13 protein-coding genes are annotated in these 16,464 nt (G+C 69.0%); 5 read left to right on the top strand and 8 right to left on the bottom strand.

The window, feature by feature from the left end; translation table 11 throughout:
• Positions 1–13: 13 nt before the first annotated feature.
• From ruvA to ACVCMI_RS05795, 6 genes are all read right to left on the bottom strand, one after another.
• Positions 14–610, bottom strand: coding sequence for a Holliday junction branch migration protein RuvA (ruvA, locus tag ACVCMI_RS05820; RefSeq protein ID WP_447097085.1), 597 nt, complete (start codon positions 608–610; stop codon positions 14–16).
• The gene (gene ruvC / locus ACVCMI_RS05815) at positions 607–1,128 is read right to left on the bottom strand and encodes a crossover junction endodeoxyribonuclease RuvC (RefSeq protein WP_395121347.1); all 522 of its coding nucleotides are present in this window, start codon (positions 1,126–1,128) and stop codon (positions 607–609) included. Before ruvC ends, ruvA begins: the two co-directional genes overlap by 4 nt.
• A gap of 33 nt (positions 1,129–1,161) precedes the next feature.
• Positions 1,162–1,896, bottom strand: coding sequence for a YebC/PmpR family DNA-binding transcriptional regulator (locus tag ACVCMI_RS05810; protein ID WP_447097086.1), 735 nt, complete (start codon positions 1,894–1,896; stop codon positions 1,162–1,164).
• 39 nt (positions 1,897–1,935) lie between these two features.
• Entirely contained in the window at positions 1,936–2,634 is a 699-nt protein-coding gene (locus ACVCMI_RS05805) for an esterase/lipase family protein (protein ID WP_447097087.1), read from the bottom strand.
• Positions 2,635–2,683: 49 nt separating this feature from the next.
• Positions 2,684–4,447: an aspartate--tRNA ligase gene (gene aspS / locus ACVCMI_RS05800; RefSeq protein WP_447097088.1), complete on the bottom strand. Its 1,764-nt coding sequence runs from the start codon at positions 4,445–4,447 to the stop codon at positions 2,684–2,686.
• A gap of 128 nt (positions 4,448–4,575) precedes the next feature.
• Complete coding sequence (locus tag ACVCMI_RS05795; RefSeq protein ID WP_447097089.1) at positions 4,576–4,899, bottom strand: FmdB family zinc ribbon protein; 324 nt, start codon at positions 4,897–4,899, stop codon at positions 4,576–4,578.
• 425 nt (positions 4,900–5,324) lie between these two features.
• Between ACVCMI_RS05795 and ACVCMI_RS05790 the strand changes: the two genes are divergently transcribed.
• On the top strand, positions 5,325–6,053 hold the full coding sequence (locus tag ACVCMI_RS05790; protein ID WP_395116804.1) for a CsgG/HfaB family protein: 729 nt from the start codon (positions 5,325–5,327) through the stop codon (positions 6,051–6,053).
• A 349-nt stretch (positions 6,054–6,402) separates the two neighbouring features.
• Complete coding sequence (locus ACVCMI_RS05785; RefSeq protein ID WP_447097090.1) at positions 6,403–8,823, top strand: TonB-dependent receptor plug domain-containing protein; 2,421 nt, start codon at positions 6,403–6,405, stop codon at positions 8,821–8,823.
• A gap of 113 nt (positions 8,824–8,936) precedes the next feature.
• Here the strand turns inward: ACVCMI_RS05785 and clpB are convergent, their stop codons facing one another.
• Positions 8,937–11,522, bottom strand: a complete 2,586-nt coding sequence (gene clpB / locus ACVCMI_RS05780; RefSeq protein ID WP_447097091.1) for an ATP-dependent chaperone ClpB — start codon at positions 11,520–11,522, stop codon at positions 8,937–8,939.
• A gap of 160 nt (positions 11,523–11,682) precedes the next feature.
• Between clpB and otsB the strand changes: the two genes are divergently transcribed.
• From otsB to otsA, 3 genes are read left to right on the top strand one after another with little or no spacing between them, the layout of a single operon-like run.
• Positions 11,683–12,522, top strand: coding sequence for a trehalose-phosphatase (gene otsB / locus ACVCMI_RS05775; protein ID WP_447097092.1), 840 nt, complete (start codon positions 11,683–11,685; stop codon positions 12,520–12,522).
• A complete protein-coding gene (locus tag ACVCMI_RS05770) occupies positions 12,482–14,287 on the top strand; it encodes a glycoside hydrolase family 15 protein (protein WP_395116796.1) in 1,806 nt (601 codons plus the stop codon). Before otsB ends, ACVCMI_RS05770 begins: the two co-directional genes overlap by 41 nt.
• A complete protein-coding gene (otsA, locus tag ACVCMI_RS05765; protein ID WP_447097093.1) occupies positions 14,287–15,696 on the top strand; it encodes an alpha,alpha-trehalose-phosphate synthase (UDP-forming) in 1,410 nt (469 codons plus the stop codon). The genes ACVCMI_RS05770 and otsA overlap by 1 nt, the downstream gene beginning before the upstream one ends.
• Here otsA and pgeF read toward each other — a convergent pair.
• On the bottom strand, positions 15,687–16,436 hold the full coding sequence (gene pgeF, locus ACVCMI_RS05760; protein ID WP_447097094.1) for a peptidoglycan editing factor PgeF: 750 nt from the start codon (positions 16,434–16,436) through the stop codon (positions 15,687–15,689). The genes otsA and pgeF overlap by 10 nt on opposite strands.
• Between the last annotated feature and the right edge of the window lie 28 nt (positions 16,437–16,464).

The raw sequence follows: 16,464 nt of genomic DNA, 5'->3' as shown, positions 1-16,464 counted from the left end.
AAATCCTGACGGCCTAGTTGCCCAACGCAGCGCGCAAGGCCTTGCGGATGATGGCCTCGGCGCTGTCGCCGTCGGCGGCGACCTTCTGCACCAGCCGGCTCACCTCGGCCGGCTTGTAGCCGAGCTGCTGCAGCGCCACCGTGGCCTCGCCCGCCGCGTCCAGCGCCGCGGCGGCACCGGGCAGGGATACGCCGCCGGGAGTGGACAAGCCGTCGACGCGGTCGCGCAGCTCCACCACGATGCGCTCGGCGGTCTTCTTGCCGATGCCGGGGATCTTGGTCAGCGCCACTACGTCGCCGGCATGCACCAGCCGGGCGAAGTGATCGGTGGAAACCCCCGACAGCACCGCCAGCGCGATCTTCGCGCCGATGCCGCTGACCTTGAGCAGGCTGCGGAACAGCGTGCGCTCGTTCTCGCGCAGGAAACCGTACAGCGCGACGCTGTCCTCCTTCACCGCGTGATGGATCAGCAAGGTCACTTCGGTGCCGGTGGCGGGCAGGTCGTAGATCGTGGACATCGGCGCCTCGACCTCGTAGCCGACGCCGGCCACCTCCACCAGCAGCGAGGGCGGCTGGCGGGAAACCAGGGTGCCACGCAGTCGGCCGATCACCGGCGCCGCCTCCACGCCGTGCGCGGGATGCCGACGCGGGCCAGGCTGGCGCGGGTGTGCGCGTGCGCCACCGCGATGGCCAATGCATCGGCGGCGTCGGCCTGCAGCGGGCCCTTGAGGCCGAGCAGCACGCCGATCATGTGCTGCACCTGCGCCTTGTCGGCGCGGCCACTGCCGACCACGGACTGCTTGACCTCGGTTGCCGCGTATTCGTGCACCACGATCCCCCGACTGACCACCGCGCAGATCGCGGCGCCGCGTGCCTGCCCCAGTTTCAGCGCGGAATCCGCATTGCGCGCCATGAACACGCGCTCGATGCCGCACTCGACCGGGTGATGGGCGGCGATGATGTCACACAGTTCGTCAAAGATGCGTTTCAGGCGCAGCGGGAAGCTGGCCTCGCCGGCCACCGCCAGCGCGCCATGGAAGACATGGGCGAGCCGGCCCGCCTCGTCCACGTCGATGATGCCCACGCCGGTGCGCTGGCTGCCGGGATCGATGCCGATGATGCGGATCATCACGATGCGATGCGAAGGCGCGAGGCCTCCGACTTATTCGGCCGTCCCGGCGGGCAGCAGGGCGTTGTGCGAGACCTCGCTCACGTCGTCCAGCGCATCGAGCTTCTCGAGCAGGTCGAGCAGCGGCTCCAGCGCTTCCGCCGGCACCTCGACGCGATTGTTCGGGCGCATCACCACGCCGGCGTGCACGGCGTTGAGGCCGGCGTCGATCAGGGCCTGCTGCACCGCCTCGAAGTGCTCCGGCGCGCACAGCACGATGCTCTCGCCGTGCTCGTTGATCACGTCGTCGGCGCCGGCCTCCAGTGCAGAATCGAGCACGAACTCCTCGGCGCTGGCGTCGTTGCCGGTGGCGAATACCAGTTCGCCGCAGCGGGTGAACTGGAACGCGACCGAACCGGACGTGCCCAGGTTGCCGCCGTGCTTGGTCAGCGCGTAACGCACGTCGGCGACGGTGCGGGTGGGGTTGTCGGTGAAGCAGTCGATGATCAGCGCGATGCCGGCCGGGCCGTAGCCCTCGTAGCGCAGCTCCTGCATGTCGGCGCCGCCGTCGGCACCGGAGCCGCGCTTGATCGCGCGCTCGATGGTGTCCTTGGTCATGTTGGCCGACAGCGCCTTGTCCACCGCCGCGCGCAGGCGCGGGTTGCCGCCAGGATCCGCGACGCCCGCGCGGGTAGCCACGGTGATCTCGCGGATCAGCTTGGTGAACACCTTGGCGCGCTTGGCGTCCTCGGCGTTCTTGCGACCTTCGATGGACGGGCCTCTACCCATGGCGATTCCTGCATGAAGCGATTGGACAAGCGGGCAATTTTACCTGAAATCGGCAGGTGTGCCGGCGCCCGGCTCCGCGGCAAATCGCCCCTCGCGCAGGAAACAGGCCACCCGCCGCGCCACCTCCGGCGAGAACAGCAGACTGGTGTGGCTCGATTCGACCACGCAATGGTCGGCCAACCCCGGCAGGCGCGTCTCGGCCACCGCCACGGTGCCGTCGTGCTCGCCCTCCAGCTGACCCAGCACGGCGCCCAGCCCCAGCGCGACGCGGCCGGCGATCACGCCCACCTCGCGCTCGCCATCCCAGCGCTCGAAACCTTCTTCCAGCAGTTGGCGGTTGTGTCCCAGCAACAGCTCGCCGCCGCGACCCCAGCGGGCAAAACCGCGCGCGGCGGCACTGCCGCGCAGTGGCGAGCCGAGGCAGACGATGCGTCCCGGCGGCAGCGCCTTGCCGTCGCTGCAGGCCCGCAGCGCGAGCAGCCCGCCCAGGCTGTGGCCGACCAGGTGCACCGCGTCGGCCTCGCCGGCCAGCGTGGCGATGCGCTGGTGCAGGCGATCCAGGATGTGCTGCTGGCTGGCGGCCACGCTCAGGTAATCGAAGCGGTGCACGCGAAAGCCGGCCTCCATCAACCGGTGATGCAGCATGGACAGCGCGAACCCGCGCATCCACAGGCCGTGCAGCAGGATCACGTGGGCCTGCAGCCGGGACTCGGGATCGGGATTTCGGGATTCGGTCATCACGCGTCTCGCCACCACCGGCTGTCGGCGAGGGTACGCGCCTCGCGCCTCAGGGCTTGCCCTCGACGGTCGCCACCGACAACTCCTTCAGCTGGGCGGCGGATACCGGCGACGGTGCGTCGGTCATCAAGTCCTGCGCGCTGGTGGTCTTGGGGAAGGCGATCACGTCGCGGATCGACTCGGTGCCGGCCATCAACGCGGCGATGCGGTCGATGCCGAAGGCGATGCCGCCGTGCGGCGGCGCGCCGAACTTCAGTGCCTTGAGCAGGAAGCCGAACTTGGCCTCCGCTTCGTCGGCGCCGATGCCCAGCAGGCCGAACACCGCGCTCTGCATCTCCGGGCGATGGATGCGGATCGAGCCGCCGCCGATCTCGTTGCCGTTGAGCACCATGTCGTAGCCGCGGCTGACGGCAGTGGCTGCATGGCTCTTCAGGTCGGCGATGTCGTCGATCTTCGGCGCGGTGAACGGATGATGCAGGGCCACGTAGCGCTGCTCGCCCTCGTCGTACTCGAACATCGGGAAGTCGGTAACCCACAGCGGCTTCCAGCCCTCCTCGACCAGGGAACGATCCTTGCCGACCTTGAGCCGCAGCGCGCCCATGAAGTCGGTGACGGTCTTCCACTTGCCCGCGCCGACGAACACGATGTCGCCGGATTGCGCGCCGGTCGCATCGAGCACGGCATCGAGCGCCATGTCATCGAGGAACTTGGCCACCGGCGAGCTGATGCCCTCGCGGCCCTTCGCGCGATCCTCGACCTTGATCCAGGCCAGCCCCCTGGCGCCGTAGCGGGCGACGTACTCGGTGAGCCCGTCGATGTCCTTGCGCGACAGCAACGCAGCGCCGGGCACGCGCAGCGCGGCCACGCGGCCGGCCGGATCGTTGGCCGGTTCGGCGAACACCTTGAACTCCACGCCCTTCAGCGCATCGGCCACGTCGACCAGTTCCAGAGCGATGCGCAGGTCCGGCTTGTCCGAACCGAAGCGGCGCATGGCTTCGGCCCAGGTCATGCGCGGGAAGCTCGCATCGAGCTCCACGCCCTGCACCTCGCGGAACACGTGGCGGATCAGGTCCTCCACCATGTCCTGCACGTCCTTCTCCTCGACGAAGGCGAACTCCATGTCGAGCTGGGTGAATTCCGGCTGGCGATCGGCGCGCAGGTCCTCGTCGCGGAAGCAGCGCGCGATCTGGTAGTAGCGGTCGAAGCCGGCCATCATCAGGATCTGCTTGAACAGCTGCGGCGACTGCGGCAGCGCGTAGAACTGGCCCGGATGCACGCGGCTGGGCACCAGGTAGTCGCGCGCGCCCTCGGGCGTGGCCTTGGTCAGGATCGGCGTCTCGATGTCCTGGAAACCGCGCGCGTCGAGGTAGCGCCGCAGCGTCTGCACCAGACGTGTGCGCTTGCGCAGCATCGCCTGCATCTCGGGGCGGCGCAGGTCGAGGTAGCGGTAGGTCATCCGCATGTCCTCGTTGGGATTCTCGTGCAGCGCGAACGGCAGGTCCTTCGCCGCGTTGAGGATCTCCACGCGGTCGGCGAGCAGTTCGACCGTGCCGGTCTTGAGCTTGTCGTTCGCCGCCAGCCGGCGACGCAGCGTGCCGGTGACACGCAGGCAGTACTCATTGCCGATCTCGCCGGCGATGGCGAACGCCGCGGCGTTGTCGCGCTCGATCACCACCTGCGCCACGCCCTCGTGGTCACGCAGGTCGACGAAGGCCACGTGCGCCTGCAGGCGGATCGTGTTGACCCAGCCGCAGAGGGTGACGGTCTGGTCGATCAGGGCCTCGTTGACGAGGCCGCAGTAATGCGTGCGCATGCGCTGGAAACTCCGGGCCGACTGGCGGCATGAACGGGGGAAAAGACCCGGAATCTTAGCATCGCCGGCCTTCCGGCAAACGCCGGGCCGCCGCGGCTGGAGCCGAACGGGAGGACGCGCGGGCGGACTCAATCCGCCGCCGCGGCCGCCTTGGCGGGTGCAGCGGGCTTGGCGGTGGACGCCTCCGGCGCCGCCGCCGGCTTGCCTTCCGGGGCCGGCTTGCTGCCCTCGCCCGCCGTGGTGCCGGCGAGATTGTGCTTCTTCTCGCCGTCCTTCTTGAAATCGGTCTCGTACCAGCCGCTGCCGGCCAGGCGGAATGCCGGCGCACTGACCCGGCGGTGCAGTTTGGCTGCCGCGCAGGCGGGGCAGACGGTGGGATCGGCATCGGACAGCTTCTGCAGGCGATCAAAACGATGGCCGCAGCCGCTGCATTCAAATTCGTAGATGGGCATGGTGGTTTCTGGACTCCGGACCAGGATGGAGCGGGACTGGTCGCAATATCGGGTGGGCCGGCGCCGATTTCAACGCGGGCGGCGCGACCGGGCCGCGGGGCCGGCACGCACAGGGCGTCATCGTAGCGGCGCCACCGGGTGGTCGCCAGATCCGCGGGCGGCGGCGGTTCCCGGCGGCCGCGGGAGGGGCGACGACCTGGCCGGCGGAATCCCGCGGACAGGGTTTCACGGCCGGCGCCTACACGTCCACGGCGCGCCACGCTTGAACAGGGAGCCGAAAAACGGCCACTATGGCCTGCGCCGCACGCGGTGCAGCCGGGTGGGCGCCGCCACGGCGTCGGCCACGCCGTCGGCGCCGCGGCTTGCCGGCGCGAGGGCCGGCAATCAGGGGGTTATCAGCGCTCCATCAAGCGGAGGGGACAACGATGAAACGAACACGACGATTTGCCACCGGCACCATGCTGGCGCTTGCCGTGCTGGCGAGTGGCGCCGCCATGGCCCGCGAAGCACCGACCTTGACCGTCGCGGTGGTCGACTTCACCAACAACAGTGACTCCGTCGCCTGGTGGCACGGCGGCGTCGGCTCGCAACTGGCTGACGTGCTCAGCAACGAACTCAGCGCCACCGGCGACTTCAAGGTGATCGAGCGGCAGAAGATCAACGCCGTGCTGGCCGAGCAGGATCTGGCCAGCTCCTACCGCATGCGCCCGGGCAGCAGTCCGCACACCGGCAACATCACCGGTGCGCAGTACCTGATCACCGGCAGCGTCGCCTCGTACACGGAAGACACCTCCAACACCGGCGGCGGCCTCAGCTTCGCCGGCTTCCACGTCGGCGGCGGCCAGGCCAAGGCCTATGTGGCGATCGACCTGCGCGTGATCGACGCGGAAACCTCGGAGGTCGTGTTCTCGCGCACGGTGGAAGGGCGCAGCACCGACAAGGCGATTCGCCTGAGCGGCTACACCCGCGGCGTCGGCGGCGACTTCGGCCACAAGGAGAAGACGCCGGCCAGCAAGGCGGTGCGCGCCGCGCTGATCGAGGCCACCGATTATCTCGACTGCGCCATGGTCAAGCGCGACGGCTGCGAGGCCCGCTACGAGCAGAAGGAACAGAAGCGTCGCCAGGGCGACCGCGATTCGCTGGATCTCGACTGAAGATGTCGCCGGGTTCTCGATGTCGAAGCCCGGCCGCGCACCACCGGATGCGGATCGGGCACACCGGTGCCCGATCCGCGCGAGCGCAGCCACGCCTGCATCATGTCGCCGTTTGCGTGGCGCCGATGGCGCCATGATGCGTTCGCGAGGCGCTCGTGCGGAGGATGGCGCAAGCCCCTCGCAAGTTCCTTCGCCGCGCCGACGGCGCCGCGCTTGACAGGTCATTCTGCAGCAACCTAAGTTCGAGCCCGTCAGGGACGCACGACACCACATCCCCGAGCGAATGCGCGTGCCAGGTCGCAGTCATGGACCCGCCGACTACATGCTCGCCATTGCCCGGGGTTCGCGCATGCAAGCCAAATCATTCCCGATCCGGGGCGGCCTCGCCGCCGCCATCGCCCTCGTCCTGTCCTCGTTTTCCCTCTCCCTGCCCGCGCGCGCCCAGGACCCCGGCGCCGCGCCGGACAAGCCTGCCGCCAAGGATGTCACCGCACTGCAGGCGGTGGTGGTCACCGGCACCCGCGTGTTCGACCGCACCGAAGCCACCTCGCTGGCGCCGATCGACGTGCTGACGCCGAAGGACCTGGTCGGCACCGGTGCCACCGACCTGGCCACCGCGCTGCGCGTGCTGCTGCCCTCGTTCAACTTTCCGCAGCCCTCGGTGACTGACGCCACCGACGCGATCCAGCCCGCGCAACTGCGCGGGCTCTCGCCGGACCAGACGCTGGTGCTGATCAACGGCAAGCGCCAGCACACCACCGCGATCGTCAACGTCAACGGCTCACTGGGCCGCGGCTCCTCGCCGGTGGACATCAACGCGATCCCGGTCAACGCGATCGAGCGCGTCGAGGTACTGCGCGACGGCGCCGCGGCGCAATACGGTTCGGACGCGATCGCCGGCGTGATCAACATCATCCTCAAGGGTGGCGCGCAACACGGCTCGCTCAGCCTCACCGGCGGCCAGTACAGCAAGGGTGACGGCACCACCTGGCAGGGCGGCGCCGATGGCGGCTTCAAACTCGGCGACAAGGGCTGGGTGCACCTGAGCGCGAACGCCAGCCACCAGGACCCGACCAATCGTGCCGGTGCCGACGTGCGCTACCCGGGTGATCCCAGCTACGGGCAAGTCACCTTCCACTACGGCATCCCGCTGGTGCGGGCCAGGCAGGCGGCGATCAACCTGCAGTACGACTTCACCCCGAACGCGCAGCTCTACGCCTTCAGCCTGTTCAACAAGCGCGACGTCAGCGCCGGCGGCTTCTTCCGTTCGCTGTCGACCTATGCCAGCAGCTACCCCGGCGCGGCGGCGGTCTATCCGGACGGCTATCTGCCGATCGAGAACAGCGCGATCCGCGACGACAGCGAAGTGCTCGGCTTGCGCGGCACGGTGGCCGGCTGGCATTACGACCTCAGCGCCAACACCGGCGGCAACCACTGGAAGCTGCACACCAGCGACACCTACAACTACTCGCTGGACCCGGATTCGCCCACCGGCTTCTACATCGGCACCCTGACCAACCGGCAGGATGTCTACAACGCCGACTTCAGCCGCGACTTCCAGCCCGCCATGCTGCCGAACGGATTGTCCGTGGCCTGGGGCCTGGAATACCGCCGCGAGGAGTTCACCCTCAAGCAGGGCGACGCGGCCTCGTACGCCGGCTCCGGCGCGCAGGTGTTCCCCGGCTACCAGCCCGGCGACGCCGGCTCGCACTCGCGCAAAAGCCGCGCGCTTTACGTGGACCTGGAGAGCGACCTCACCGACAAGCTCTCTGCCGGGCTGGCGGTGCGCCGCGAGCATTACAGCGATTTCGGCGGCACCACCTCGGCCAAGTTGTCCGGGCGTTTCGCGTTGACCGACACGCTGGCCCTGCGCGGCACCGTGTCGAACGGTTTCCGCGCGCCGTCGCTGCAGCAGGAGTACTACTCCAGCACCGCGATCAACTTCGTCGCCGACGGCAGCGGCAACCTGATCCCGTACACGATCCGTACCTTCCCGGTCAGCAACCCCGCCGCGCAGGCGCTGGGTGCGCAGGCACTGAAGCCGGAGAAATCGCGCAACTACAGCCTCGGCCTGGTGCTGACCCCTTCCAGCGGCTTGTACACCACACTGGATTTCTACCAGATCGACATCGACCACCGGATCATCCTCAGCGGCAACCTGGTCGGAACGCCCGTGCAGGATTACCTCACCTCGGTGGGCATTCCGTTCGTCAGCGGCGGCCGCTTCTTCACCAACGCGGTCGACACGCGCACGCGCGGCGTCGACCTGGTGGCCACCTGGCCGCTGCAGTTGGAACACTCCGCGCTGAAGTTCACCGGCGGAGTGAACTACAACAAGACCGACATCCGCGCGATCGCGCCGAACCCGCCGCAACTGGGCCTGGTCGGGCTGACCTTGCCGATCATCGACCGCACCGAACAGGGCCGCATCACCAAGGGTGCCCCGCGCACCAAGGCGTTCCTCGCCACCGACTGGAACGTCGGCAACTGGAGCTTCCACGGCCAGCTGACCCGCTACGGCCAGTTCACCACGCTGGGCAACAACCCGGCCACGGACCAGACCTACGGCGCACGCTTCGTGCTCGATGCCAACGCGAACTACGCCTGGAACAACTGGACCTTCGCCGTGGGCGCCAACGACCTCAACAACGCCTACCCCGAACGCAGCAGCGCCGCCAACAACTTCCACGGCATCCTGACCTACTCGGGCTCGTCGCCGTTCGGCTTCAGCGGCGCGTACTACTACGGCACGGTGGCCTATCACTGGTGAGCTGATCGGCTGGGGCGAGGTCGACGCGCGGGATCTGCGCTGCGGCCTCCACACGGGAACCGACACCGAACCCGGCGCGCCGGAAGCATCCGCCGCGCCGGGTTGACCCGCGGCTACCGGAACACCAGCTGGCCGCCGGCGGTCGACACGTGGATGGTGTCGCCGCCCTGGAAACGACCCTCCAGGATCTGCCGCGCGAGCGGATTCTCCAGTTGCTGCTGGATCGCCCGCTTCAGCGGCCGTGCGCCGTAGACCGGATCGAAGCCGACGTTGCCGAGCAGGGTCAGCGCGTCGTCGCCCACGTCCAGCTTGAGCTGCCGCTCGGCCAGGCGCTTCTCCAGGTATTCGAGCTGGATCTTCGCGATGGCGCGGATCTGGTTCTTGTCCAGCGGCCGGAACACCACGATCTCGTCGAGCCGGTTGATGAACTCGGGGCGGAAGTGCGCCTGCACCACGCCCATCACCGAGGCCTTCATCTGGGTGTACTGCTCCTCCGCGTCGCCGCCGCTTTCCGCCGCGTCCTGGATCATCTGCGAGCCGAGGTTCGAGGTCATCACGATGACGGTGTTGCGGAAGTCCACGGTGCGGCCCTGGCCGTCGGTGAGGCGGCCGTCGTCCAGCACCTGCAGCAGGATGTTGAACACGTCCGGGTGCGCCTTCTCCACCTCGTCGAGCAGGATCACGCTGTACGGCCGGCGCCGCACGGCTTCGGTCAGATAGCCGCCTTCCTCGTAGCCGACGTAGCCCGGGGGCGCGCCGACCAGGCGCGAGACGGAGTGTTTCTCCATGAACTCGCTCATGTCGATGCGCACCATCGCGTCGGTGGTGTCGAACATGAATTCGGCCAGCGCCTTGCACAGCTCGGTCTTGCCCACGCCGGTGGGGCCCAGGAACAGGAACGAGCCGTTCGGCCGGTTCGGATCGGACAGGCCGGCGCGCGAGCGGCGGATCGCGTCGGCCACGGCGTGCACGGCCTCGTCCTGGCCGACCACGCGCTTGTGCAGCTCGTCTTCCATCTTCAACAGCTTGTCGCGCTCGCCTTCCAGCATCTTGCTGACCGGGATGCCCGTCCAGCGCGACACCACTTCGGCGATTTCGTCGGCGGTGACGCGCGTCTGCACCAGCTTGAAATCCTGCGTCTCGGCGGCCTGCGCCGCGGCGAGCTGCTTTTCCAGTTCGGGCAACTTGCCGTACTGGATCTCGCTCATCCGCGCGTAATCCTGCGCGCGCCGCGCCGCTTCCAGATCCTGGTTGGCCTGTTCGATCTGCTCCTTGACCTTGGTCGTGCCCTGCAGCGCGGCCTTCTCGGATTTCCACACCTCGTTGAGGTCGGAGAACTCGCGTTCGAGCTTCTCGATGTCGGCTTCCAGGTCGGCCAGGCGCTGCTTCGATTCGCTGTCCTTCTCCTTCTTCAGCATCTCGCGCTGGATCTTGAGCTGGATCAGCCGACGTTCGAGCCGGTCCAGTTCCTCCGGCTTGGAGTCGATCTCCATGCGAATGCGGCTGGCGGCCTCGTCCATCAGGTCGATCGCCTTGTCCGGCAGCTGGCGGTCGGCAATGTAGCGGTTCGACAAGGTCGCGGCGGCGACGATCGCCGGGTCGGTGATCTCCACCCCGTGGTGCACGGCATAGCGCTCCTTCAGGCCACGCAGGATCGCGATGGTGTCCTCCACCGATGGCTCGCCCACGAACACCTTCTGGAAGCGCCGCTCCAGCGCGGCGTCCTTCTCGATGTACTGGCGGTATTCGTCCAGCGTGGTGGCGCCGATGCAGTGCAGCTCGCCGCGCGCCAGGGCCGGCTTGAGCATGTTGCCGGCATCCATCGCGCCCTCACCCTTGCCGGCGCCGACCATGGTGTGCAATTCGTCGATGAACAGGATCACCCGGCCTTCCTGCTTGGCCAGGTCGTTGAGCACGGCCTTGAGCCGTTCCTCGAACTCGCCGCGGAATTTGGCGCCGGCGATCAGCGCACCCATGTCCAGCGCCAGCACCCGGCGACCGCGCAAGCCCTCGGGCACTTCGTCCTTGATGATGCGCTGGGCCAGGCCTTCGACGATCGCGGTCTTGCCCACGCCGGGCTCGCCGATCAGCACCGGGTTGTTCTTGGTGCGCCGCTGCAGCACCTGGATGGTGCGGCGGATCTCCTCGTCGCGGCCGATCACCGGGTCGAGCTTGTTGCGCTCGGCGCGCTCGGTGAGGTCGATGCAGTACTTCTCCAGCGCCTGGCGCTGCTCCTCGGCGTTCTCGCTCTGCACCTTCTCGCCGCCGCGCAGCTTCTCGATGGCGGCCTCGAGATTCGCCTTGTTCGCGCCGGCCGCCTTCAGCGCCGCGCCCAGCTCGCCCTTGTCCTCCAGCGCCGCCAGCACGAACAGCTCGCTGGCGATGAACTGGTCGCCGCGCTGCTGCGCCAGCTTGTCGGTGAGGTTGAGCAGCCGGTTGAGGTCGTTGCCGAGGTTGATGTTGCCCTCCTGCCCGCGGACCTGCGGCAGGCGATCGAGCAACTCGTTCACGCGCTGCATGAGCATCGGCACGTTGACCTGCGCCTGGGTCAGCAGCGGGCCGGTCGAGCCACCCTGCTGGTTGAGCAGCGCGGCCATCACGTGCGCCGGTTCGAGCATGTTGTTGTCGCGGCCCACGGCCAGCGACTGCGCGTCGGCCAGCGCCTGCTGGAACCGCGAGGTGAGTTTGTCCATTCGCATGTCGAGAATCCCCGCATCGGTAGGGCGGCAATCGCCACGGCGCAGACGTGTGGCCGGAATGCACCGATTCAAGCTGGCCCGGTCCGCCGATCGCCGTTCACCGTGGCCGCACGCGGCGCATGGCCGGCTCTTCACATTCACCCTGTTACGGTGCGGCCCGATGTCCACGCCACACCCCGCCAACGCCACGACCCACGCGCCGCTTCCCCCTCCGCCGCTGCCCACCGCAGACACTGCCTGGGCGCTGTTGCTGGACGTGGACGGCACCTTGCTCGACTTCGCTGATGACCCGCATGCGGTGCGTGTGGACAACGAGCTGCTCGCCCTGCTCGACGCGCTGCACGGGGCGACCGACGGCGCGCTGGCGCTGGTCAGCGGGCGCCGGCTGGACGACATCGACCGCCTGTTCGAGCGCCCGCACCGGGCCGCCATCGGCCTGCACGGAGTGGAGCTGCGTGCGGCTACCGGCGAACTGCGCCGCCACGTGGTGATGCCGCTGCAACAGGCGCGCATGCAACACGAGGCGCAGGCGCTGGCCGCGCGCTTTGCCGGCGTGCAGCTGGAAAACAAGCAGCAGGCGGTTGCGCTGCACTGCCGCGGGTCGTCGGACGAGTGGCAACAGTTGCGCGAGGCGGCCATCGGCGCGATCGCCCATCTGCCCGGCTACGAACTGCAGGCCGGTCGCCGCGTGCTGGAGTTCAAGCCCGGCGGCATGGACAAGGGCCGCGCCGTCGCCGAACTGCTGCAAGGCGAACCGTTCAAGGGCCGGCTGCCGGTCTACCTCGGCGACGACCTCACCGACGAGCACGCCTTCGACGCGGTCAATCGCGCGCACGGACTCAGTGTCCGCGTCGGTGACCGCCATCCCAGCGCCGCGCGCTTCACCCTGCCCGATCCGGTCGCCACGATCGCCTGGCTGACCCGCGTCCTGGGCGCACTGATGCAAGGAGCCCCCACCCATGCCCGACCATCCGAACGAGAAACCTCGCGCCAGTCTTGAACTGGGCGTGATCGGCAACGGCAGCGTGGCCGCGCTGGTCGACAGCCACGCGCGCATCGTCTGGTGTTGTCTGCCGCGGTTCGATGCCGACGCCAGCTTCTGCAGCCTGCTCTCGCCGACCCTCCCCGGCGGGGACTGGGCCATCGAGCTGGAGCACTTCGACCATGCCGAGCAGTTCTACCTGCGCAACACCGCGGTGCTGGTCACGCGGCTGTTCGACCGCCAGGGCGGCGCGATCGAGATCACCGACTTCGCCCCGCGCCACCGCGCCTCCGGCCGGCTCTACCATCCCGAAATGCTGGCGCGGCGCGTGGCGCCGATCTCCGGTTCGCCGCGCATCCGCGTCCGCATGCGCCCGCTGTGCGACTACGGCGCGCGCACGCCGCAGACCACCTCCGGCAGCAACCACATCCGCTACCTGCTGAGCGACACCATCCAGCGACTGACCTGCGACGTGGCGCCGCTGATGGTCGAACGCGGCCTGCCATTCGGCCTGGAGCAGCCCGCGCACTTCCTGTTCGGTCCGGATGAGACGCTGGAAGGCAACGTGTCGGACTTCATCCACCTGGCACTGGAACGCACGCTGGACTACTGGCGCGAATGGACCCGCTACCTGTCCATCCCGTTCGAGTGGCAGGAGGCGGTGATCCGCGCCGCGATCACGCTGAAGCTGTGCCAGTACGAGGCCACCGGCGCGATCGTGGCGGCGTTGACCACCTCGATCCCGGAGTCGCCCGGCAGCGGGCGCACCTGGGATTACCGCTACTGCTGGCTGCGCGACGCCGCCTTCACCGTGCGCGGCCTCAACCGGCTGGGCGCCACGCGCTCGATGGAGGAGTACATCCGCTACGCCTTCAACCTGGTCGCCAACCGCGGGCAGGCCGAACTCGGCCCGGTGTTCGGGATCACCTTTGCCGAGCAATTGCCCGAGCGGCAGGTCGACACGCTGGCCGGCTACCGCGGCGACGGGCCGGTACGCGTGGGCAACGACGCATGGCAGCAGCGCCAGAACGATGTCTACGGCTCGGTGCTGCTGGCCTCGGCACAACTGTTCTTCGACCAGCGCCTGCAGCATCGCGGCGACAAGGTGACGTTCGAGCGGCTGGAGCAGCTGGGCAAGACCGCACTGCGCATGGCCGAAGAGCCCGATGCCGGCCTGTGGGAGTACCGCGGGCGCATGGCCGTGCACACCTACTCGGCGGCGATGTGCTGGGCCGCGTGCGACCGTCTGGCGCACATCGCCACCGAGCTGGGGCTGGAGGACCGCGCGCGCTGGTGGCATGACGAGGCGGCCGCGCTGCACGGGCGCATCGAAGCGCGCACCTGGAACGAAAAGCTTGGCCATTTCGTCGACGCCTACGACGGAGAGCGGCTGGACGCCAGCCTGCTGCTGCTGGCCGACATCGGGTTCGTCCAGGCGAGCGACCCCCGCTTCGTCGCCACCGTCGACGCGATCGGCGACAAGCTCGGCCATGGCGACTACATGTTCCGCTACATCGCGCCGGACGACTTCGGCGCGCCGGAAACCAGCTTCAACATCTGCACGTTCTGGTACATCGACGCGCTTGCCGCCACCGGCCGCGAGAAGCGCGCCCGCACCACCTTCGAGAACATGCTCGCCCAGCGCACCACGCTGGGCCTGCTCTCGGAGGACATCGCGCCGAAGACCGGCGAGCCGTGGGGCAACTTCCCGCAGACCTATTCGCTGGTGGGGCTGATCCAGTCGGCGATGCGCCTCTCCCGCCGCTGGGAGGACGCCATGTGATGGCGCGCAAGACTCCCGGCCGGCTCATCGTGGTCTCCAACCGCGTCGCACTGCCCCACCAGACCGCCGCTGGCGGTCTCGCCTCGGCCCTGCGCGCGGCGCTGGCCGAAAACGGCGGGCTGTGGTTCGGCTGGAGCGGCAAGGTGAGCGCCGCCGAGACCGGCGCCGAACTGCACCAGGCCAGCGACCACGGCATCGACTACGCCACCGTGGACTTCTCGCGCGCCGACCACGACGCGTTCTACGCCGGCTTTTCCAATGGCGCGCTATGGCCGCTGCTGCACTACCGGCCGGACCTGGTCGACTACCAGCGCAGCCATCTGGACGGCTATCTGCGGGTCAACCGGATCTTCGCCGAGCGCCTGCGTCCGCTGATCGGCCCGGACGACACGATCTGGGTCCACGACTACCACCTGATCCCGCTGGCCGCCATGCTGCGCAAGCTCGGCGTGAAGAACCGCATCGGCTTCTTCCTGCATACGCCGCTGCCCGCCGCCGGCCTGCTGATTGCCCTGCCCAACCACCACGAGCTGCTGGAAACACTGGCCAGTTACGACCTGATCGGCGTGCACACCCATCGCGACCTGCGCGCGCTGGAGGATTATTTCCTGCACGAGGCCGGTGCGGTGATGCGCCTGGGCGGGCGCATGCGCATGCCCGGCGGGCGCGAATTCCGCGCCGGCGCCTTCCCGATCAGCATCGACACCGAACACATCGCCGGGATCGCGCAGAAGGCCGTGGGGCTGAAGGAAATCGTGCAGCTGCGCGAAAGCACCCGCGGCATCGCGCTGATCATCGGGGTCGACCGGCTGGACTATTCAAAGGGCCTGCCGCATCGCTTCCAGGGCTACGCGCGGCTGCTCGAACGCGACCCGGAGCTGCACCGCCACGTCACCTTCATGCAGATCGCGCCGCCCTCGCGTGGCGCGGTGCTGGAGTACCGCGCGATCCGCCGCGAGCTGGAGCGCAGCGCCGGCCACATCAACGGCAAGTACGCCGCGCCGGACTGGGTGCCGATCCGCTACATCAACAAGTCGTTCCCGCACCGCCTGCTCGCCGGCTACTACCGCAGCGCGCGCGTGGGCCTGGTCACGCCGCTGCGCGACGGCATGAACCTGGTGGCGAAGGAGTACGTGGCCTGCCAGGACCCGGAAGACCCCGGCGTGCTGGTGCTCTCGCGTTTCGCCGGAGCCGCGCTGGAGCTGGGCGATGCCTTGCTGGTCAACCCGGCCGACACCGAAGAGGTCGCCGACGCCCTGGAGCAGGCGCTGCACATGCCGCTGACCGAACGGCGCCGGCGCTGGAAGGCGATGATGCGGGTACTGCGCCACAACGACATCACGCATTGGCGCACCAGTTTCCTGGAGGCGTTGCGCGCGCCCGGGAAACCCGCGCCGGATCAGCCCTGAGCGAGCCAGATCAGGCTGGCGAAGCGGCCGCTGGCGGCGCCGTCGCGCCGGTACGAGTAGAAACGCGGGTCGGCATGGGTATCGTCGCCGCCGCCGTAGACGCGCGTCACGCCCGCGCGCGCCAGGCGCTGCCGCGCCAGTGCGACCAGGTCGCAGCGCCAGTGGCCCGGGCGCGTGGCCTCGAAGCACGCCGCGGCAGCCGCGTCGCGCGCGACGAACGCGGCGCGCACTTCCTCGCCCACCTCGTACGACGGCGCGCCGATGCACGGGCCCAGCCACGCCAGCACGCGCGCCGGCGGGCTGACCATCTGCGCCAGGGTGGCCTCCAGCACGCCGGCGGCGAGGCCGCGCCAGCCGGCATGGGCCGCACCGATCTCGCCGCCATCCTCGCTGCACAAAAGCACCGGCAGGCAATCGGCGGTGAGGATCGCCAGCACCGTGCCGGGAATGTGCGAGACCGCCGCATCCGCCTGCGGCTCGTGTGCGCTGGGCAGCGGGCCGAGTTCGGCCACGCCGCAACCGTGCACCTGATGCAACCAGCGCGGCGCGGCCGGCAGTCGCAGCGCCTGCTGCAGCGCGCCGCGGTTCGCCATCACGGCCTCGGCCGCATCACCGCTGCGCAGGCCGAGGTTGAAGCGCTCGAACGGCGCGGAAGACACGCCCGGTCCCAGCCGCGTGGTGACGGCCGCGTGGACTTGCGGCGGCGCGGGCCAGTCGGGAAAGATCCAGCTTTCAGTCATGGGGGCCGGGATTGGAGATCGGGGATCG

This window comes from Rhodanobacter sp. UC4448_H15 (assembly GCF_052978265.1).
This window is presented reverse-complemented; position numbering and strand designations above follow the sequence as displayed.

Bases quoted from the DNA above. Each gene is read 5' to 3' on its own strand.
- ruvC (WP_395121347.1), bottom strand. From the start codon at position 1,128: ATGATCCGCATCATCGGCATCGATCCCGGCAGCCAGCGCACCGGCGTG.
- ACVCMI_RS05810 (WP_447097086.1), bottom strand. From the start codon at position 1,896: ATGGGTAGAGGCCCGTCCATCGAAGGTCGCAAGAACGCCGAGGACGCC.
- ACVCMI_RS05805 (WP_447097087.1), bottom strand. From the start codon at position 2,634: ATGACCGAATCCCGAAATCCCGATCCCGAGTCCCGGCTGCAGGCCCAC.
- aspS (WP_447097088.1), bottom strand. From the start codon at position 4,447: ATGCGCACGCATTACTGCGGCCTCGTCAACGAGGCCCTGATCGACCAG.
- ACVCMI_RS05795 (WP_447097089.1), bottom strand. From the start codon at position 4,899: ATGCCCATCTACGAATTTGAATGCAGCGGCTGCGGCCATCGTTTTGAT.
- ACVCMI_RS05790 (WP_395116804.1), top strand. From the start codon at position 5,325: ATGAAACGAACACGACGATTTGCCACCGGCACCATGCTGGCGCTTGCC.
- ACVCMI_RS05785 (WP_447097090.1), top strand. From the start codon at position 6,403: ATGCAAGCCAAATCATTCCCGATCCGGGGCGGCCTCGCCGCCGCCATC.
- clpB (WP_447097091.1), bottom strand. From the start codon at position 11,522: ATGCGAATGGACAAACTCACCTCGCGGTTCCAGCAGGCGCTGGCCGAC.
- otsB (WP_447097092.1), top strand. From the start codon at position 11,683: ATGTCCACGCCACACCCCGCCAACGCCACGACCCACGCGCCGCTTCCC.
- ACVCMI_RS05770 (WP_395116796.1), top strand. From the start codon at position 12,482: ATGCCCGACCATCCGAACGAGAAACCTCGCGCCAGTCTTGAACTGGGC.
- otsA (WP_447097093.1), top strand. From the start codon at position 14,287: ATGGCGCGCAAGACTCCCGGCCGGCTCATCGTGGTCTCCAACCGCGTC.
- pgeF (WP_447097094.1), bottom strand. From the start codon at position 16,436: ATGACTGAAAGCTGGATCTTTCCCGACTGGCCCGCGCCGCCGCAAGTC.